21 protein-coding genes are annotated in these 19,086 nt (G+C 60.6%); 6 read left to right on the top strand and 15 right to left on the bottom strand.

Annotation, left to right across the window (positions count from 1 at the left end):
• Nucleotides 1-3 precede the first annotated feature (3 nt).
• Complete coding sequence (gene purE / locus HXX25_RS09640; RefSeq protein ID WP_233346997.1) at nucleotides 4-462, bottom strand: 5-(carboxyamino)imidazole ribonucleotide mutase; 459 nt, start codon at nucleotides 460-462, stop codon at nucleotides 4-6.
• Nucleotides 463-646: 184 nt separating this feature from the next.
• On the opposite strand from purE, the gene HXX25_RS09635 reads away from it, so the two are divergent.
• Nucleotides 647-1,384 carry a GGDEF domain-containing protein gene (locus tag HXX25_RS09635; protein ID WP_233346629.1) on the top strand — a complete coding sequence of 246 codons (738 nt, stop codon included), beginning with the start codon at nucleotides 647-649 and terminating at the stop codon, nucleotides 1,382-1,384.
• A 2-nt stretch (nucleotides 1,385-1,386) separates the two neighbouring features.
• On the opposite strand, the gene HXX25_RS09630 is transcribed toward HXX25_RS09635, so the two are convergent.
• From HXX25_RS09630 to HXX25_RS09620, 3 genes are all read right to left on the bottom strand, one after another.
• A complete protein-coding gene (locus HXX25_RS09630) occupies nucleotides 1,387-1,602 on the bottom strand; it encodes a YdcH family protein (RefSeq protein WP_187165712.1) in 216 nt (71 codons plus the stop codon).
• A gap of 63 nt (nucleotides 1,603-1,665) precedes the next feature.
• Nucleotides 1,666-2,133, bottom strand: coding sequence for a TIGR02444 family protein (locus HXX25_RS09625; protein ID WP_187165711.1), 468 nt, complete (start codon nucleotides 2,131-2,133; stop codon nucleotides 1,666-1,668).
• The gene (locus HXX25_RS09620; RefSeq protein ID WP_187165710.1) at nucleotides 2,130-2,732 is read right to left on the bottom strand and encodes a UbiX family flavin prenyltransferase; all 603 of its coding nucleotides are present in this window, start codon (nucleotides 2,730-2,732) and stop codon (nucleotides 2,130-2,132) included. The genes HXX25_RS09625 and HXX25_RS09620 overlap by 4 nt, the downstream gene beginning before the upstream one ends.
• A gap of 91 nt (nucleotides 2,733-2,823) precedes the next feature.
• Here HXX25_RS09620 and HXX25_RS09615 point away from each other — a divergent pair, with 91 nt between their 5' ends.
• The 3 genes from HXX25_RS09615 (at nucleotide 2,824) to HXX25_RS09605 (ending at nucleotide 4,776) form a co-directional block, all read left to right on the top strand.
• Nucleotides 2,824-2,994 carry a YdcH family protein gene (locus HXX25_RS09615; protein ID WP_187165709.1) on the top strand — a complete coding sequence of 57 codons (171 nt, stop codon included), beginning with the start codon at nucleotides 2,824-2,826 and terminating at the stop codon, nucleotides 2,992-2,994.
• 88 nt (nucleotides 2,995-3,082) lie between these two features.
• Entirely contained in the window at nucleotides 3,083-3,952 is an 870-nt protein-coding gene (locus HXX25_RS09610; RefSeq protein WP_187165708.1) for a tetratricopeptide repeat protein, read from the top strand.
• 14 nt (nucleotides 3,953-3,966) lie between these two features.
• Complete coding sequence (locus tag HXX25_RS09605) at nucleotides 3,967-4,776, top strand: SDR family NAD(P)-dependent oxidoreductase (RefSeq protein ID WP_187165707.1); 810 nt, start codon at nucleotides 3,967-3,969, stop codon at nucleotides 4,774-4,776.
• Here the strand turns inward: HXX25_RS09605 and HXX25_RS09600 are convergent.
• A complete protein-coding gene (locus HXX25_RS09600) occupies nucleotides 4,752-5,441 on the bottom strand; it encodes a DUF1013 domain-containing protein (RefSeq protein ID WP_187165706.1) in 690 nt (229 codons plus the stop codon). The two genes, HXX25_RS09605 and HXX25_RS09600, sit on opposite strands and share 25 nt — an antisense overlap.
• Before the next feature lie 155 nt (nucleotides 5,442-5,596).
• A complete protein-coding gene (locus tag HXX25_RS09595; protein WP_187165705.1) occupies nucleotides 5,597-6,583 on the bottom strand; it encodes an NAD(P)H-quinone oxidoreductase in 987 nt (328 codons plus the stop codon).
• A gap of 78 nt (nucleotides 6,584-6,661) precedes the next feature.
• Between HXX25_RS09595 and HXX25_RS09590 the strand changes: the two genes are divergently transcribed.
• Complete coding sequence (locus HXX25_RS09590; protein ID WP_187165704.1) at nucleotides 6,662-6,856, top strand: DUF1192 family protein; 195 nt, start codon at nucleotides 6,662-6,664, stop codon at nucleotides 6,854-6,856.
• A gap of 55 nt (nucleotides 6,857-6,911) precedes the next feature.
• Nucleotides 6,912-7,433 carry a DUF1465 family protein gene (locus HXX25_RS09585; protein WP_187165703.1) on the top strand — a complete coding sequence of 174 codons (522 nt, stop codon included), beginning with the start codon at nucleotides 6,912-6,914 and terminating at the stop codon, nucleotides 7,431-7,433.
• Nucleotides 7,434-7,509: 76 nt separating this feature from the next.
• Here the strand turns inward: HXX25_RS09585 and rpmE are convergent, their stop codons facing one another.
• From rpmE to HXX25_RS09540, 9 genes are all read right to left on the bottom strand, one after another.
• Nucleotides 7,510-7,728 (bottom strand): 50S ribosomal protein L31, encoded by a 219-nt coding sequence (gene rpmE / locus HXX25_RS09580; protein ID WP_187165702.1) that lies wholly within the window; start codon nucleotides 7,726-7,728, stop codon nucleotides 7,510-7,512.
• A 98-nt stretch (nucleotides 7,729-7,826) separates the two neighbouring features.
• Nucleotides 7,827-8,840: a peptidoglycan -binding protein gene (locus tag HXX25_RS09575; RefSeq protein WP_187165701.1), complete on the bottom strand. Its 1,014-nt coding sequence runs from the start codon at nucleotides 8,838-8,840 to the stop codon at nucleotides 7,827-7,829.
• A gap of 3 nt (nucleotides 8,841-8,843) precedes the next feature.
• Nucleotides 8,844-9,839 carry a hypothetical protein gene (locus tag HXX25_RS09570; RefSeq protein ID WP_187165700.1) on the bottom strand — a complete coding sequence of 332 codons (996 nt, stop codon included), beginning with the start codon at nucleotides 9,837-9,839 and terminating at the stop codon, nucleotides 8,844-8,846.
• Between the two features lie 176 nt (nucleotides 9,840-10,015).
• A complete protein-coding gene (locus HXX25_RS09565; protein WP_187165699.1) occupies nucleotides 10,016-11,698 on the bottom strand; it encodes an alkaline phosphatase in 1,683 nt (560 codons plus the stop codon).
• 10 nt (nucleotides 11,699-11,708) lie between these two features.
• Complete coding sequence (locus tag HXX25_RS09560; RefSeq protein WP_187165698.1) at nucleotides 11,709-14,015, bottom strand: penicillin acylase family protein; 2,307 nt, start codon at nucleotides 14,013-14,015, stop codon at nucleotides 11,709-11,711.
• Between the two features lie 85 nt (nucleotides 14,016-14,100).
• Complete coding sequence (locus HXX25_RS09555) at nucleotides 14,101-14,835, bottom strand: SDR family NAD(P)-dependent oxidoreductase (RefSeq protein WP_187165697.1); 735 nt, start codon at nucleotides 14,833-14,835, stop codon at nucleotides 14,101-14,103.
• Between the two features lie 3 nt (nucleotides 14,836-14,838).
• Nucleotides 14,839-16,245 carry a coniferyl aldehyde dehydrogenase gene (locus HXX25_RS09550; RefSeq protein ID WP_187165696.1) on the bottom strand — a complete coding sequence of 469 codons (1,407 nt, stop codon included), beginning with the start codon at nucleotides 16,243-16,245 and terminating at the stop codon, nucleotides 14,839-14,841.
• Nucleotides 16,246-16,258: 13 nt separating this feature from the next.
• Nucleotides 16,259-17,863 (bottom strand): GMC family oxidoreductase, encoded by a 1,605-nt coding sequence (locus HXX25_RS09545; protein WP_187165695.1) that lies wholly within the window; start codon nucleotides 17,861-17,863, stop codon nucleotides 16,259-16,261.
• Nucleotides 17,864-17,865: 2 nt separating this feature from the next.
• Entirely contained in the window at nucleotides 17,866-19,071 is a 1,206-nt protein-coding gene (locus HXX25_RS09540; protein ID WP_187165694.1) for a serine hydrolase, read from the bottom strand.
• Between the last annotated feature and the right edge of the window lie 15 nt (nucleotides 19,072-19,086).

The following is a 19,086-nucleotide window of genomic DNA, read 5'->3' as shown; positions in this document are numbered from 1 at the left end:
GGATCAGTCTTCCACCGTTTCGGGAACCGAGGCCTCGAGCGCATCGCGATAGGCTTCCAGCCGGCCTGCGAGCGCCGGATCCTGCAAGGCGATGATGGACGCGGCCATCAGACCGGCATTCTTTGCGCCGGGCTCGCCGATGGCAAGGGTGCCGACCGGCACGCCGCCCGGCATCTGCACGATGGACAAGAGGCTGTCCATGCCCTTCAGGGCCTTTGATTCAACCGGCACGCCGAGCACGGGAAGGGTTGTCATGGACGCGACCATGCCGGGCAGATGGGCTGCGCCTCCGGCTCCGGCGATAATCACCTGAATGCCCTTTGATTTCGCGGATTTCGCGAAGTCGGTCATGCGGTCCGGCGTGCGATGTGCGGACACAACGCGCGTCTCGTAGTCCGCATCAAGGGCGTCGAGAATATCGGCAGCAGCTTTCATGGTCGGCCAGTCGGACCGGGACCCCATGATGATGGCAATGCGGGGCGCTTTGGCGCTCACGGTCAGCCTCCTCGGCTTTCGGGAAGCGCGGGAACATACGCAGATGCCAGCGCGCGTCAAGGAAAAGGGCAAAACCAACCATTAACCTTGACCCTTTCTTAACTGCCCTTCGCCAAGATTTGTGCTGGATCAGATACTTCGGGCTGAACACATGCGAATTCGTCCTTTTGATGCGCTGAACAAAATGAAGTCGACCGGCGATGCCAGCAAGGCGTCCTCGGCGAGTGGTTCATCCGCAACGGCGTCAATGTCGGCGCCGCGTGATGCGGCCCAGATCATGGGTGTTCCGGAAAACGAACTGACCCCGAATGTCCAGCGCGCCCTGCTGGGCCTGATGGGCGAGGTTGATCAGCTTCGCAAGGATACGGAACGCTTGCGCAGCCGCGTGCGCGAACTGGAATCGCTCGCTGATCATGACGTGCTCCTGCCGGTCCTCAATCGCCGGGCCTTTGTGCGGGAAGTCTCGCGCGCGCTGGCTCTGGCGGAACGCCACGAAGCGCCGTCGGCTCTGGTCTATTTTGACCTGAACGGTTTCAAGGACATCAATGACAGCTACGGGCATGCCGCAGGCGATGCCGCCCTGCATCATGTGGCGGCGACGCTGACCGCCAATCTGCGTGAAACTGATTCGGTCGGGCGGCTGGGCGGCGATGAATTCGGCGTCGTTTTGACACTGACCACTGTCAGTCAGGCCGAGTACAAGGCCAGTGATCTGGCCGATGCAATCGAGAATACCGCTTTCATGCATGACGGGCGCGAGTTGCATATCAATGCGGCCTGGGGGGTTCACCCGCTGCAACCCGGTGTGAATGTCGATGCGGCGATGGCGCAGGCCGATGCGGCCATGTATGCGCGCAAGCAGGAATTGAAAACCGCCGCAGCCGGCTGATTTTACGCAATAATGTCGGGCGTCATGCGGTCTTCAAGCTCGGCGATGCGGTCCTTGAGCTGAAGCTTTTCCTTTTTCAGGCGCGCCACTTTCAACTGATCGGCCACGCCCATGTCCTGAAGCGCGCGCACTTCGGAATCCAGCGACCGGTGACGGAATTTAAGCTCGTCAATCTTCGCCCGTATTGTGGATTGCTCGAGGAATTCGTCTTCGCTCATCGCCGGGTGTGTTTCTTTATTGTTGTCAGAAAACGCCCTCTCTTACGGGGCGAGCCCCGTGTCTTACACTTTTTTGACGGGAGATAAAACGGCTTTCAATAGAGGCGTAAAATCAATGTGAAGGCCTTTCAAACCCGCGTATTCCGAGAGCGCCTGCCTGGCGGCCGGCTCGACCTCCATCCGGCTTTCCGGCGCGCTGGCCGCCAGTTCGAACAATAGGTCCTGTTCGATGTGTTCGGCATCCAGTTCACAGGCCAGCACGGATTTGTAGAGTGTGTCCGCGCCGGGCCGGTTTTTCAGTCTGCGCCGTGTCTCGCGGATGGCGGAGGTAATCTCACCGGACCAGGGCGCCAGCGCCTTCATCGCTGCCTCGATACACGGTGTTGCGTTGCGGCCCTCTGTCGCCAGCCACAGGCACCAGAGACAGATATTGACGTTGAGACCGTGGCGATCCTGCAAGTCGAGGCAGGCGGCCGCGACGCCGGGTTGCTCATAACGGTCCAGAGACCATTCCCAGAAGGCCTGGCTCATGTCTGGGATGCAGGGCGTTTGCCGCCAGCCAGATCTTCCCCCCACCGCCGGGTGGGTTCCCAGTTCAGACCGAACAGATCAAGCGCCCGTCCAACGGACTGGTTGACAATGTCATCGATCGATTCCGGATTGGTATAAAAGGCGGGCAGGGGCGGGTGGATGACTGCGCCCATCTCGGTGAGCTGTGTCATCGTGCGCAAATGCCCGAGATGAAACGGGGTTTCCCGTACCATCAGTACCAGACGGCGGCGCTCTTTCAGCGTCACATCTGCCGCGCGGGCAATCAGGCCGGACGTAACGCCGGTGGCGATTTCAGACATTGACCGGACCGAGCAGGGCGCAACAAGCATGCCCATATTACCGAACGAGCCAGAGGCAATGGATGCGCCGATATCCGACGGCTTGTAGGCATAATCGGCCAGTGCCTTCAGTTCCGCCGGCGTGGTATCGGTCTCATACCCCAGTGTCATTTCAGCCGCTTTCGAGGCCACCAGGTGGGTTTCGATGCCGAGCTCACGAAGGGCTTGCAGGGCGCGGATGCCGTAAATCACGCCCGATGCGCCGGAAATTCCGACAATTATTCGTCCGCGTTCAGACATTTTTTGCTCCGATACGAATTGTGAAGTGACATATAGGCCGGACGGTGTTTCAATTCCTCATTCCGTTGTAGTTAACGCAAGGAGGCGACTTATGACGATTGAAGCGCACATCCGTGAACTGGACGCTCGACACAATCAACTGGACCACAAAATTGAAAACGAATGCAAGCGTCCCGGGTCTGACACGCTTCAGATTGCCTCCCTCAAGAAAGAAAAACTTCGACTTAAGGAGCAGATAGAGCTCCTTCGACGAAGTCACTGACGTCAAATTGATCACGCTTACAGTCGGGCGGCCTTGCGAAAGGCCGCCCTTATTGCATGATCGTACCGGAATACTCTGGAGCCGCTGCATGTTTCGAATCCCCTTTCTTCTGGCCATTAGCGCAATGGTTATCGCGTGTACGCCGGCAGACTCCGGCGCGGTGGCAAATGGCGATCCCTGTCAGGTTGGCGAAAACGCGCTGACGGAAGGCAATGCCGATGAAGCCATTACGGCGTTTGAGGCCTGTCTGAATTCTGCGGATCTGGAACCGGGCGAAGAGGCGGTCATCCATACCCGGCTGGGCGGTGCCTATCTCTACGAACAACGCTTTGACGAAGCCCTGCAGGCTTTCAATCTGGCCTATGCCATCGCCGAAACGCGCGGCGTCGCGTTCGACAATGCCTATATCCGCCGCAATCGGGGTATTGCCCGGCTGATGACAGGTGATGCGGACGGTGCGCTGACAGACCTGGAAATTGCCGTCCAGGAAATGTCCGACGATATCTCCACCCAGCTCAATCTGGGCCGGACCTATGATCAGCTGGGCCGCCAGGCCGAAGCTGTCGTGGCGTACCAGAACGTCACACGGCTCGAGCCGGATTGGCCAAGCGGCTGGATCAATCTGTCGGCCGCTTTCCTTGAAATGGGCATGAATGAGCAAGCCATTGATCAGGCGCGCCGGGCCGTCGAACTGAACCCCGAGAGTGGTTATTCCCTGAATGCACTTTGCTGGGCACTGGTTGCGGATGAGCAGTATGCAACGGCCCTGCCGCTTTGCGAGCAGGCTGTCGCGGCGGAGCCGGAGAGTGGCGCGATTGTGCATTCGCTCGCCTCGGCTCTGGAAGGTGTCGGACGCATGGATGAAGCGCGCCAGCTGTTTGCCGACGCCTATGAGCTGATGCCGGACAGTGAGACCCTTGAAAATGATTATCTGCGCACCCGCGCTGAAAACCAATAGAGCGGAAGACTGTCATGGCCCAATCTGATCGCGTTGCAATCGTTACCGGCGGAGCCAACGGAATCGGACGCGCCTGCGCCCGGCGGTTTGCCGAGGACGGGCTGAAGGTCGTCATTGCCGACCGCGACCGGGATTCCGGCAAATCGCTGGCCGAAGAACTGGGCGCAGACAAGGACCGGGCCCTGTTTGTCGATTGTGATGTGTCCGACAAGCTGTCAGTGGCCAATCTGATGGCGGAGACGCGTTCGGCATTTGGCCGCCTCGATATCCTCGTCAACAATGCGGGCATCGTCGCCAAGGGCGACATCCTGTCTCTGGAAACAGATGATTTTGACAAGGTGCTCGCCGTCAATCTGCGCGGGGCGTTTCTGGTGGCGCGTGCCGCCGCCCGGCAAATGATCGACCAGATCGAGCATGATGACGAGCGTCCCGATGATTGCCGCAAACGCTATGCCATTATCAATATGTCGTCCGTCAATGCGGTGGTCGCGATCGCGGATCAGCTGGCCTATTGCGCGACCAAGGGCGCGATCAACCAGATGACCAAGTCCATGGCGCTGGCATTGGCGGCGCAAGGGGTGCGCGTGAATGCCGTCGGACCGGGCAGTATCAATACCGATGTGCTCAAAGCCGTGCTGGAAGATCGCAAGGCGATGGGCAAGGTCCTGTCGCGGACGCCTCTCGGAAAAATAGGCGACCCCGACGAGATCGCCGGGGTCGTGGCCTTTCTGGCATCAAAGGATGCGAGCTATATCACCGGCGAATGTATCTATGCCGATGGAGGCCGTTTGGCCCTCAACTACCTGTCGTCATCGTCTGACTGAGCCTTCTTGCCGCCAAACAGCGTCTCGAGATTGACGTCGTCCATGCTGGTGGCGGTTTCGTGCTCTTCGGATTCCTGCTCGGCGGGTCCGGCAATCGGATCCTGACCGGCAGCGCGGCGTTCCTCTTCCAGCTTTTCACGGCGGGCGGAGGCCTTGCGCACCTGTTCATCCAGATCAATCTGCGTGGTCAGCCCCAGTGTGACGGGGTCGGTCGGCTTGATGTTGGAGGAGTTCCAGTGCGTGCGCTCGCGGACCGCTTCAATCGTCGTCTTGGTCGTGCCGATCAGCTTGGAGATTTGCGGGTCGGTCAGCTCCGGGTGGTTGCGGACGAGCCAGGCAATGGCATCCGGGCGCGACTGACGGCGCGAGAGCGGCGTGTAACGCGGACCGCGCTTCTTGCGCGGCTGGTGCAGATCATCATAGCGGTGCTTGACGGCGGTCATGCGATAAGCCGCATCGGCTTCGGCCTTGCTGATTTCTTCACGGGACAGCTGGCCGCTGGAGACAGGGTCAGAGCCACGCACACCGACGGCGACATCGCCATCGGCAATGCCTTTGACTTCGAGGCGGTGCAGGCCGCAGAAATCGGCAATCTGCTCGAAGGTCAGCGCGGTATTGTCGACCAGCCAGACAGCCGTGGCTTTCGGCATCAGAATTTCGGTCATTTAAATCGTCTCCAGACGTAATGTGTTTCGGCCATAGAAAAACCCGGCACGGATGCCGGGTTGGATGGCCTTCCGACGCTGGCTCAAGTCTACAGGCGAGCCAGCGATTTGCGCGTTGTATAGCGCGTCCGCCGGCAACTGAAAAGGGATGAGCTTCAGGGCGTCAGCAGGATTTTCCCGGCGTGATCACCGGCATCCATCAGGCGGTGCGCCTCGGCCGCGTTTTCCAATGGAAATGTCGCGTGGATTTCAGGTCTGAACCGGCCGCTTTCGATCCACGGCCAGACCGTGTCTTCAATCGCTTTGGCCAGCTCGGCCTTTTCCGCCTCGGGGCGTGCGCGCAAGGTCGAGCCTGTGAGGGTCAATTGCTTGAGCATCAGGCGCATCAGATCGGCTTCGATCCGCGAGCCTTGCAGGAAGGCGATCTGGACAATGCGCCCGCGAAAGGCGGCGCAATTGATATTCTTCTGCACATAGGGTCCGCCCACCATGTCGAGAATGACATTGGCGCCGCCTGCTTCATTGAGGATGGCGACGAAATCCTCGTCGCGGTAATTGATGGCCCGGTCGGCCCCGAGGCGTTCGCACAGGGCGCATTTTTCCGGCGTTCCGGCGGTGGCAAATACGCGCGCGCCGGCGGCTTTGCCCATCTGGATGGCGGTCGTTCCGATGCCGCCCGCGCCGCCATGCACCAGCAGGGTTTCGCCGGCCTTCAACTGCCCGGCCTGAAACACATTCGCCCAGACGGTAAAAACCGTTTCGGGCAATCCCGCCGCGGCGGTCAGTTCGATGCCTTTCGGTGTCGGCAGGGTGCTGCCCGCTTTGGCGATGACATAGTCGGAATAGCCGCCGCCGGTCACCAGCGCACAGACATTGTTACCGGCCTTGAAGCGATCCACAGAAGCGCCCACAGTCACGATCGTTCCGGCGGCTTCGAGGCCCAGCCCCTCCGGTGCGCCGGGCGGCGGCGGGTAGAATCCCATGCGCTCGAATGTGTCCGGCTTGTTGACGCCGCAGGCCGCCGTGCGGATCAGAACCTCGTCTGCCTTGAGCGCCGGCAAGGGCCGCTCGACGATACCGATGGCATCGGGGCCGCCGGGCTCTGGCGCAATGGCGATGCGGTGAGATGTCGGGACAGACATGAACGGCCTTTCAAGCAAAGGGGCGACAAGCGCGATGGTGAGCGTTAGTGTGGGCGATCGCAATAGAGGGAGGTGGATATGTTTGATGAAGATGCATCCCTTGGGAAAAATCCGAATGTCATCATTCCGGGAGAGGATTTGTCGGAATTCTCGATCGAGGGATTGAAAGAACGGCGCCTGTCCATCGAAAGCGAGATCCAGCGGATTGACGAGATGATCGCGTCAAAGCAATCCGGGCTGGAAGTCGCCGAGTCGATTTTCAGACAGGGTTGATATCCTTGGCCCGCCGATTGCAGTCTTTGTGGCACGTGGATCAAAGCAGGTATGTATGAGTGACGTGGTGAGTGATACCGGTTTTCAGTCGGGCAATCCGGCAGAACGTGTGGCCGAATTTGCCGGTAGCGAGCATTTCTCGCGCCTGTTCCGGGACGGGATGGATATGGTGGAGGAAACCGCCTCCTATCTCGACGGGCCGGGCCGTGAGGATGCCAAATCCCTCGGGCGCGGCGGGGCTCTGGCCTATGCGGCGGAGAGCATGAAGCTGACCACGCGCCTGATGCAGGCCGCGTCCTGGCTTCTGGCGCAGCGGCAGGTGGCGGAAGGGGATCTGTCCGCAGACCAGCTGGTGACGGGGCAATATCGCTTGCCCGATGATGACGATATCGAGGATTTGTGGCCTGCCGACGGGGATCCCGTACCGGGTGTTCTGGCCGATCTCGCTGCGCGGTCCCGACAGCTTTATGCGCGGCTGAAGCGCATTGATGATTCCCTGTTTGAAAACAGCCGCGGCGCGACCGGCTCCAGCCCGGTCGAAGACCAGATGAACCGGCTCAAGAACGCGTTCAGCTAGAACCGCACAACCGGCAAGGAAAAAGGCGCGGGACCGGAGTCTCGCGCCTTTTTGATTCCGATATCCTTGAAAAGGATCAGGCGAAACCCTTGAACTTGTCCTTGAAGCGGGACACGCGGCCACCGCGGTCCATCAGCTTCTGGTCGCCACCGGTCCAGGCCGGGTGGGTCGTCGGGTCGATATCCAGATTCAGCGTATCGCCTTCCTTGCCCCAGGTAGAGCGTGTCTGGAAAACCGTCCCGTTGGTCATGGTCACATTGATCGTGTGATAATCGGGATGAATATCTTTTTGCATCGTAGCGCTCCGGCACGTCAGGCTGTGTAACGGATTGCTCCGTCAAATGAGCCGCGGCTTATAGCGGAGCGGCATTTAAAGGGCAAGCGGCTTTACCGCTAGCGGCTCGTCAGTTTCAGTTCGATCCGGCGATTGCGGGCATAGGCCTCCTCGCTGGTGCCTTCGGCAATGGGCTGATGCTCGCCAAAGCCGGCGGCGACAAGGTGTTCGGAGGGTACGCCGAGGTCCTCAAACCAGTTCACGACCGAGATCGCGCGCGCCGCCGAAAGGTGCCAGTTGGACGGATAGGTGGTGCGGATAGGCCGCGGGTCGGTATGACCGTCAATGCGGATAATCCACTCCAGATCGTCAGGAATTTCGGTTGTCAGCTGGATGATGGCGTCGGCAATGGGACGCAGGCTTTCGCGGCCATCATTCGACAGCGCCGCGGATCCCGAGGCAAAGAGCACGTCGGTTTCAAACACGAAGCGGTCGCCGACAACGCTGACGCCCGAGCGATTGCCGAGAATTTCGCGCAGACGCCCGAAGAAATCCGAGCGATAGCGGGCGAGTTCGGCGGCGCGGCTGGCGAGCGCGGAATTCAGGCGTTCGCCGAGATTGAATATCTGGCTTTCGAGCTCTTCCTCGCGCGCCTCGGCAGCATCCAGCAATCCGCTGAGTTCGGAGATCTGGTCGCGCAGGGCCTGCATTTGCAGGTTCAGGGCGGTCAGTTGATCGACCTGGTTTGCGGTGACTTCCTCTTCCAGAATCAGGCGCGACTGGACGTCTTCCAACTGGCCCATGACGATGACGAGCTGATCGGAGAGGTCGTCACGTTCGGCCTGAACATCGGACAGGGTGGCGCGCAGTGTCGTCATTTCCTGTTCGAGACGGGTGTTTTCGCCTTCGGCCAGGGCCAGCTCATCGGTCAGCGAAGCCAGTTGCTGGTTCAGCGTTGCCAGTTGCTCATCGCGTCCGGTCAGCGCGCGGCTCAGCGCGAATTGCCCCGCCACGAAGATCGACAGGAGAAAGACAATGACCAGCAAGAGCGTGGCCAGCGCATCCACAAATCCCGGCCAGTAGTCACCGGAATCATTCTCGGCAAATCGCGAAAGACGGGGCGCGAAACTCATGGATCAGTTGCCCCGTGACCGGTTTTGCGCCTCGATGGCGCGGACCAGAACGCGAATTTCGTCGCGCAGGGCGCGGGAGGCCTCCTGCTGGCCGGAGGCGTTTTCCTCGGCGACGCGGCGGAGCGTGGAATCCAGATCTCTCGTATGCTTTTCCAGCGTGTGGGAGAGGCGGTCCAGCGTTTCTGCCGTCTGTTCGAGCAATGCGCCGACATAGGCTGGTGACATTTCGCCATCCGGCGTGGTGGACGGGCCGGCCGCCGCAACGCGGGAGATGGAGGACAGCCACTCCTCGATCTCGTTGAAGAAGCGGTTGTGTGCCCGGCTGGCCTGAAGGTCGAGGAAGCCGATGATGAGCGACCCGGCGAGGCCGAAGAGGGAGGACGCAAAGGCGGTTCCCATGCCCTGAATGGGATTTTCGATCGCCGCCATCAGCCGTAGGACGTCGGCTTCTCCTCCGGTGGATGAGGCGGTGACGGCGCGGACAGCTTCGCCGACTTCGGAGACGACGGCCAGCAGACCCCAGAAGGTGCCGAGCAGGCCGAGGAAAATGAGCAGTCGGCCGAAATAGCGCGTGAATGCGCCCGATTCCGCCATCCGCGCGCCGACGGAATCCAGCACCGTGCGGACCGAATTGGTCGAGATCCGGACGCGGGACCCTGCATCGCCCATCATCGAGGCCATTGGCGCAATCATGCTGGGCGGGTTGGGCAGGACGGTTGAATCGTCAGAGGTCCGGAAACGAACCAGCCAGCGGGCGGCCGGCGCGATCGAGAGGGCCTGAAGATAGGTGTAGAGAATGCCGATCAGCAGAACCGCGATGATCAGCCCGTTTATGGCCATATTGGCCATGAAGGCCTCTTCCAGCGGCCCGATCAGCAGGACGGCGATCACGCCGACCGCGGCCAGAAATACTGTCATCCAGAAGAGATAGCGTCCCGGCCCGGTAAACTTCACCGAGCGGACAGGCTCACTGTCTGTTGCTTCAAAACGTGAGGGCATGCCCGAAATCCTTCCCGTCAGTCTGACATGAAAAAGCGTGATGCCTGCCTATCATGACGATTTGAGGGCGACCAGTTACAGCTTGCGCATCAATTTCAAAGCGGAATCGGAATCTCATTCCGAAACGAAAAATATGAATCGATTCAGTAGCTTGATTTGAATCGGAAAATTCACCCTCAGATGGCGTCGATTTCCAGCCCGTCTGACCCGCGCGTGACCCGCCAGCGGCTGTCGCTGCCGGCCGTGTATCCGCGACGCCTTATCGTTGAGACCGTCACGAAATCGGCTTCCATCGCTTCCGGTGTAAGGGTGACGCGAATAAAGCCCTTGTCGCGATCATTGTGGCGGATGACGTCGGGATTCTTGTCCTCGATGAGGCGGGAGAAGGAAACACCCGGCGCGGGCACCCGCTCGAAGGGAGATGGCGAGGTGATCGACGTGGTACCGAATTCATATCCGATGCGATGGCCGTCATCGTCCATCAGCTGGTTGGTCCAGAAATTATGGCTGTCGCCGGCAAAGGCGATCATGTCGCTGCCGGCCTCGCGGACCGCATCATACAGGCGTTCGCGCTCGGCCACATAGCCATCCCAGGCGTCCAGATTGAAGGGGATGTCGAACTGGGAGCGCTGAATATAGCCCCAGGCCAGATCATCGGATTTCGAGACAATGAATTTCAGCCAGCCCGGCAGGGCCTCGATCATGTCGGGGGTTTCCACGCGTCCCATGATCACCTGACCGCCCAGCAAGCGCCAGGGCTTGCCGGCGGCCGCACCGAAGGCATCGGCGATTTGCGCGATCTGGGCCGCACCCAGCATTTCGCGATCGTCCCGGCCGATTTCATTGGCGCGCCAGTCGGCGATGGCTTGCCGGTTGGCCGGATCATCGGGGTCCGCATCATCGGCAATCGGGAAGGTGGAGAAATCCATCGGCTGGTCGCGCGCCACATGGCGGGATTCGGTCACGACCAGTGTGGCCAGATCACCAATCTCCGCAATCCGCGCCGTGCCGATCTGATCTTCCGGCTCCCGCGTCGGATTCCAGTCATGATAAGCGAGCATGGCGTTGTAGACGCGCTCTTCGTAGACGCCTTCGCCTTCATTGTGGTTTTCAGCGCCCGTGGTCCAGGCATCATTGGCGACTTCATGGTCGTCCCACATCATCAGCCAGGGGGCAGCAGCGTGCGCGGCCTGCAGATCCGGGTCGGTCTTGTAGAGGGCGTGCCGGCGCGCATAGTCGCCATAGGAGATCAGCTCATGACGCGGATCGACGACGCGGTCCAGACGTTCGGCTTCTTCGGAAGCGTATCCGTCGGCGCTGTATTCGTAGAGATAGTCGCCGAGATGCAGGACAAGATCGAGATCGGGCGTGTTGGCCAGTTCACGATAGGCGTTGAAATACCCAGCCGGATAATTCGAGCAGGAGCAGACGGCCATGTTGAAACGCGCGACGGCACCAACCGGCAAAGTCCGGGTCCGGCCGACCGGCGAGGAAATGCCGTTGAACAGCATGCGATAGAAATAGGTTGTCGCGGGTTCCAGCCCGGTTGCGATGACCTTGAAGGTCGAGATCGCATTGCTGGTGACATAGGTGCGCTCTTCGCGGTCCTCGAACACGATGGTTTCGAAACTCTCATCGGCCGCCACCTGAAAGACGTATTCCCCGCCGGCATCGTCGGTAATGGCGGTCCACAACACGACGCTGGACTGATCCGGTTCACCCGAGGCCACGCCATGCCGGAAGGGTCCGGTTTGCGGCTCCGGCTCGGGCCGCCGCGGGCCGGATGAACAGGCGGCCGCCGCGAAGGCGAGACCGGAGGCGCCGAAGAGCGCGCCGCGACGGGTGATACGTATCGACATGGTTGGCGTCCTAGTTGGCAGGGGTCAGGGTCAAGATGCGGGCACCGTCGGGTGCCGTGTCCGGGGTCCAGTCGGTGCGCATTTCAAAGCTCTCGCCGGCCGCCCACATCGGGGCGAGGTCGCGATAGTGATCCGACCAGGGGTGTCCCGATTGTCCCGGCGCATGCATGAAGCGCGATGCGTCCAGATCCGACAGATCATAAATAGCCCGCAGCGATGGTCCGTGGAAAACATCAAACGAGCCCGCACGTACGGAATAGACCGCCACATTGACCGTCGAGCTGTCGCCGCCAACCGGCTGGCGAACCGTGAACCAGTCCTCCAGCAAAGGCAGGCCGGAGCCGGTGAAGACGGGATGATCGAAGACGGCCTGGTGGGCCTGGCCCCACGTCCAGTTGTTGACGTCCGGGCCGTAGGTGGCGACACCGCGCTCCATGGCCGCATCCAGCGCTGCGCCCAGTATGTCCGGACAGATCTCGACCGCATCGGTGGTGACGTTATCGCACCAATGACCGTCATCGCCGATCAGCACGTTTTCGGTGAAGACCCGCCGTGTCGACAGGTGGCGCAGGAAATCATCGCCGAGTTCGTCGGCGTAGATGCCTTCCTGGATATCGCGATACCAGAGCGAATAGATAAGCGGTTCCGCGAGCAGGGCATTCATATCGCCATTCCAGTTCCGGATGCGGTTCAGCGCCTGCTGGCCGCGTTCGGTTTGCGGCGTTGCGGCCTGCAGCGCGGGCAGGATGCGCCGGATCTGGGCCGATACCTGATCCATCTGGATGTCGTGGAAGGTGTCCGGCGTATGGGCGCCGGTTTCGTCGAGCCGCTCCTCGATCCGTGCTGCGCGATAGGCGGCATAGCTGCCCGGCGTATCATAGGCGTAATTGTCGGGAACAATGCGGTTATTGCCCGAGGCGATACGGCCGGAGACCGGGTTTTCAACGCGCGGCAGGTCTTCATAGGGGACAAAACCCGTCCAGTTACCGGCTTCATCGCGAATGGGCAGCAGGCCCGGCGTGGTATAACCGATCGTGCCATCGACATGGGCGTAATGCATGTTCTGCATCGGGGCCGTGAAGCCGCGCCCGGCCTCGACAAATTCGTCGAAGGATTGTGACAGCATCAGATTATAGGACACGCTGGCAACCTGATTGGAGCGATCCAGCGCGGTCGAGACCAGCACCACATCCTGATTTCCGAACACATCGAGATTGAAATATTCCGGATCGAGGACAGGGCCGTTGTCCGCGTCGCGGATCGTGATGGCGATATCGGCACCGCCGCGCACCTCGATCACTTCGGTGCGCTCGGTTGTGGTCAGACTTCCCGGCGCGTACGGCACCATGTCGATGACGTCAAAACCGGTATTGGTAAAGCCCCAGGCGGAGACCTGGTTACGGCCCAGAACAACGAGGGGCGATCCGGCAATCGTCGCGCCGACAATCGCGCCCTGCGGCAGGTTCAGCCGCGCGAAATACCAGATGCCCGGTGCGCCAAGCGCCAGATGCGGGTCATTGGCCAGCAGCGGCTCTCCGGTGGCGGTGTGTTCACCCGACAGCACCCAGGCGTTGGAGCCATCATCGAAATCCGGTTGGGCTTCGGTGGTGGGCTCTACGGGCTCCGGGACGGACGCAAAATCCTCAGCCTGCAACATGTTCGGTGCCCAGTCGGGATAGCCCGGCAGGAATTCGGACAATTGCGTTTCGGAGAGAATTTCCGCGAGTTCGCGGCGGGCCACTTCCTCGCCTTCTCCGGCGGCAAGGCTATCGGCCATGTATACGACGACGGCCATGGAATCATGCAGCTCCCACGGCTCGGGCGCCGCTTGCAGGATGAGATATTCCGGCGGGTAATGACCTTCAGCCAGACGCGCATTCACCCCGGCCACATAGGCATTTGCTGCGACCTGAAATTCCGGTGAGAGATTTTCAGCCGCAGCATTGGCAACAAGGTGATAGCCGCGATTGCGGCTGCGGGCATCGGCGGTGACGGTGGCCGGATTGAGGTGGCCGAGCAGGGCAGACAATTCGCCGTGCACATAGCGGCGCATCATATCCATCTGGAAAAAGCGGTCCTGCGCATGGGCGTAGCCGATGGCGAAATAGATGTCCTCGTCGGTCTCGCCGAAGATGTGCGGGACGCCATATTCATCGCGGACAATCTGTACATCGCCGGAAATGCCGGCGACCTCGACCGTGCCCTCCGTGCGCGGCAGGGAGGAGGAAAAGCGCCAATACCCGTAACCGAGGCCCGCAGCCACAATCAGAATGCCAAGGCCGAGAATGGCCGCAATGCCGCGAATAACCCAACGCATGAAAATTCCCCCTCATGATGCCCGCCCGCTTCGTGAACGGCGTTCACAGGAAATCTAGCAGGGTTTGCGCGGATGGGGAGTCAGGTCAGCGCATAAAGCTCGCGCCATTGATGTCGATGACCGAACCAGTGGCCGATCCGCACTGGCCGGACAGCAGGAACGTCGCCATGGCGGCGATTTCCTGCGGCTGGGCGACCCGTCCCAGAGGAATATCCGCAACAGCCGCAGCGCGCGCCTCGACGCGGGAAGGGGCCATGTCGGTTTCAATCCAGCCGGGTGTCAGCGTGTAGATCAGGACATTATTGTGCGCATGGGCCCGCGCCAGCGTCTTCGACGCGGCGACCAGTGCGCCCTTGGAGGCGGCGTATCCGGCATGGTCCGGCCCATCGCCCCGATAGGCCGCACGGCTGGCGATATTGACGATGGCGCCACCGCTTGAGCCCCAGTCATTGATGGCGTTCCGCATCAGTTCGCACGGTGCCATGACATTGACCTGCAACTGCTCGGCCCAGCCGGCTTCCCAGCTTTGCGCATTGTGCAGCGGAGTCTCGCGATAGACGCCAGCATTGTTGACGACGGCATCCACGCTACCGGCCATGGTTTTGGCTTTCAGCCAGACCCTGTCTGCCGCGCCCTTTTGCGACAGATCGGCGGCGATACAGCCGACCGCATCGATCTCTTTTGCGAGCGCAACGGCTTCGTCCTGATTGACGTTGAAATGAAGGATGACCTTCGCCCCCGCCTTGGCGCAGGCGCGGGCGGTTTCCTTGCCGACGCCGCGCGAGGCGCCGGTCACCAAAACAGTCTTGTCTTTCAGCATGGTCTATTTGTTCGCAATCATGTTGAAGAGCTTGCCGTAGGGCGGTGCGATCAGGCGGGAGGGGTGCCAGACCGGCGCTTCGAAGACGCTGCGGGCATGGGTGAAGGTCTCGAAACCGGCTTCGCCATGATAGGCGCCATAGCCGGATGCCCCGACGCCGCCAAAGGGCAGGTCCTCGACCGAATAGTGCAGCATGGTGTTATTGACCACAGCTCCGCCGGAGATCGTCCCTTCCAGCACGCGGCGCGCCGCTTTCTTGTCTTTCGAATAGACGTAAAGCGCCAGCGGGCGCTCCCCTGCGTTCACGCGCTTCATGGCGTCGTCCAGACCGTCATGAGACAGAATCGGCAGGACGGGGCCGAAGATTTCTTCCTGCATCAGCTTTGAGTCTTCGGGCGGGTTGAGGACGATGGTCGGTGCGATCTTGCGGGCATTGCCAGGATCACCGCCCTTGGCCTGAAGGATTTCAGCGCCACCGGCGCGGGCTTCCTCGATCATCGCGTTGAGGCGGTCATAATGGCGGTCGGACACGATGGCGGTGTAGTCTTCGTCCGTGGCCCAGTCCGGGTAGGATTTCTCGGCCTTGGCGATAATGGCTTCGGCAATCGGGCGGGTCTGGTCGGCAGGCGCCATGACGTAATCGGGCGCGATACAGGTCTGACCGGCATTCATGTACTTGCCGAAAGTCAGGGAGGCGGCCGCCGCTTCCGGCTTGTAACCGGAATCGATGATGACCGGCGATTTCCCGCCCAGTTCGAGCGTTACCGGAGTCAGGTTTTCTGCTGCGGCTTTTGCGACCAAGCGGCCGACATGAGTCGAGCCGGTATACAGCAGGTGATCGAAGGGAATCTTCGTAAAAGCTTCGCCGACGGCCGGCCCGCCGAGCAGAACGGCGATATGGGTTTCGTCAAATTCCTCGGCCAGCATGTTGCGCATCAATTCCGACATGTTGGGCGTCAGTTCCGATGGCTTGAGCATGATGCGGCAACCGGAGGCGAGCGCGGCGAGAATGGGTGAAAAGGCGAGCTGGAACGGATAATTCCAGGGCGAGATGATGCCGACCACGCCCTTGGGTTCGCGGCGGATATAGGCCTTGCCCGGTGCCAGATTTCCGGGGATGGAGACCTTCCTGTTCTGCATCCAGCTCCAGAGATGGCGCCGCGTATGTTTCACCGCGGTCGTCATATAGGTGACTTCGGTCAGCTGTGTCTCGCAACGTGACCGGACGCCGAAATCGGCGGCAGCGGCATCCTTGATGGCGTCGCCATGCTTTTTGGTCAGCGCCCCGATCGCATCGATATCGCGCAGACGATCCTTGTAGCTACGGTGGCGCTCGGCCTCGAAGGCGTTCTTCTGGGCCTTGAAGACGGCACCCATCCGCTCGATCTGCTTGTTGTCCAAATCACTCATTGTCTGGTCTCCCTCAGGCCGTTTCGCGGATCATTTCGCCGGCCTTGTCGGCCAGCATCATTGTCGGCGCGTTGGTATTGCCACCGACGAGGCGCGGCATGGCAGAGGCATCCACCACACGCAGGCTTTTCACGCCTTTGACGCGGCAGTCGGAGTTCAGCACCGCCAGCTCTCCCGATCCCATCGCGCATGTCGAGGTCGGATGGTAGAGCGTTTCGGCGCGCTGTCGAATATCGGCCACCAGATCATCGCGTGTCCCGGGCTTTTCCGGATGCACCCATTCCACGAACTCGTCCTTGAAGGCTGGCGCGCGCAGGATTTCGATGACCTTCTCATAGCCGTCCGTCAGGGCGGTCAGGTCAAAGTCCGTCGCCAGATAGTTCGGATCAATTGCGGGATAGTCCGCAGGGTTGTCCGTCTTGATCCGGATTTCGCCACGGCTCTCCGGATAGAGATGGCAGACATGCAATGTCATGCCGTGACCCATCTTCGTCTCCTTGCCATGGTTCAGCGAATAGCCGGGAATGAAGACCAGCTGCAGATCCGGAATGTCGCCCGCGACCGAGGACGAAATGAAGGCGCCGCCCTGGACCGGGTTGATGGTGAAATCGCCATCACCGCGGATCATCCAGCGCAAGACGTCATACATATTCTTCGGGAAGCGCTGGAGCGAGAGACCGATGGCCTCGGCGGTCTTCACCTGAGCCACGGTCGCGATATCCAGATGATCCTGAAGATTGCGGCCGACGCCCGGCAGATCCACCTCGACTGAAACGCCTGCAGCCCTCAACCAGGCTGCGTCACCAATGCCGGACAGCTGCAGCAATTGCGGTGAGTTGATCGCGCCGCCCGAGAGGATGACTTCCTTGCGGGCTGTCAGCTCGGTCAGCTCGCCCTTGATGTCCACGAGCATGCCCGTGGCTTTGCCGTTTTCGAGACGCACCTTGTGACCGAGCGCCTCGGTGATGACGGTGATATTGCCGCGCTCCATCGCGGGGCGGAGAAAGGCATCTGCCGCACTCCAGCGGCGCGGGCCGTTCATGGTCACCTGATAGGGGCCGAAACCGAATTGTTTCTCGCCGTTGAAGTCGTCGTTTTCCGGGTATTGCAGCTCGCCGCCGGCTTCGAGGAAGAGCTTTGTCAGAGGGTTCAGCTTCGGGATGGACTGGACATGCAGTGGCCCGTCCGTGCCGTGAAGCGGACCGGAAAATGTATTGTTGTTTTCGTGGCGCTTGAAACGTTCCAGCGCGTCCGGCCAGCTCCAGCCGCCATCGCCAATCATCTCGCCCCATTCGTCGAAATTTTCCGGCGCGCCCCGCATGTAGTGCATGGCGTTGATGGAGGAGGAGCCGCCAATCGTCTTGCCGCGGGGCCAGAACATGCGCCGGTTATTCAGCCGCTCCTGCGGTTCGGTTTCATAATTCCAGTTGAAGGGACCGCCGGAGACGACCTCTTTCAGCAGCATGGGTGTGCGAATGTTCGGGTGATCGTCCGACTTGCCGGCTTCCAGAACGCAGATGGTGACGTCGCGATCCCGGGAGAGTTGCTCGGCGACAACGCAGCCGGCCGATCCGGCACCGACAATGATATAGTCGTATTCGGTCGCATAATCCGCCATGTCTACTCTCCCGCGGCTTCAGCTGCGATGGCACGGAAGGCGGCAAAGGTTTCCGCGGTGTGCGCCCCCCATTGCGGATCCGCTGCAAAGCGCGAGATCACCAGATTGCGGGACGGATCGACCCAGATGTACTGGCCGTAAATCCCGGCGGCGAAAAATTCATCCCGATCCGTTTCCGGGAACCAGAAGTGCAGGCCGTAACCGCGCAGGGAATAGGTCACATCCGCTTCCTGAAACGGTGCGTTGGCGTGGGTGGCCATGTCGACCCAGCCTTCGGGCAAGAGGCGCTCGCCATTCCAGACACCGTCATTGAGGTAGAGCAGGCCGAGGCGGGCATAGTCCACCGGACGCGCGTTCAGACAGCAATAGCCAAGCGACACGCCATCCTCGCCCATGACGTTCTGGTTCCAGTAGGCATCGCTTTCCATGCCGAGCGGGGTCCAGATTTTCTCCTGCACGATCTGATGAAGCGGCTGATCGTAGATGCCGCGCAGGACGGCAGACAAAACGTGGCTGGCCGAGGAAATATAGTCGAGCTCGGTGCCAGCGTCGGTGGTGCGTTCAAATTGCAGGAGCGACTGATCGATATCGCTGCCCCAGACAAAGGGATCGGCAAAGAGGACGCCAATATCCGATTCCGTATCGCTGTAATCCTCGACGAAATCGATGCCGGTGGACATCATCAGCAAATGACGCAGCGATGTTTCGCCGAATGCTGAGCCGGCATATTGCGGCGCAAATTCCTGCGCGAGCTGATCGAGATTGTCGATCCGGCCCTCGTGCAGGGCCATGGCGATCAGTGTCGCGACAAAACTCTTGGCGACAGACCAGGAGGTGGGCAGGCTCATCTCGTCCGCGCCATTGAGATAACGCTCGTGAACCACCACGCCATCGACAATGACGGCGAGGCCGAGAGATTGTGTGGTTTCAAGATACTGTTCCAGCGACCGGTTCTCGCCGTTGAAGTCATAAGTCACATCAAGAGGGCGAATGTCGCGCTGCAGAGGGTCGGGATGGGTCGCTTCCAGGCCCGCATAGGGGAAATAGTCCGACATGTGCAGTGACACATCGATAATATTCTCAGGCTCGAATGCCTGCTGCACACGTGCCGGTGAATAGTCCGACCATGGACGATAGAACCAGCCAGCAAAAGCCGTTGCCAGTAATACGATCAGCAGCAATGCGCCGCCCAGGATTCTTATAACCATGACAGTAGAATTTCC

Origin of the sequence: Hyphobacterium sp. CCMP332 (assembly GCF_014323565.1) — a bacterium.
Taxonomy (GTDB): domain Bacteria; phylum Pseudomonadota; class Alphaproteobacteria; order Caulobacterales; family Maricaulaceae; genus Hyphobacterium.
This window is presented reverse-complemented; position numbering and strand designations above follow the sequence as displayed.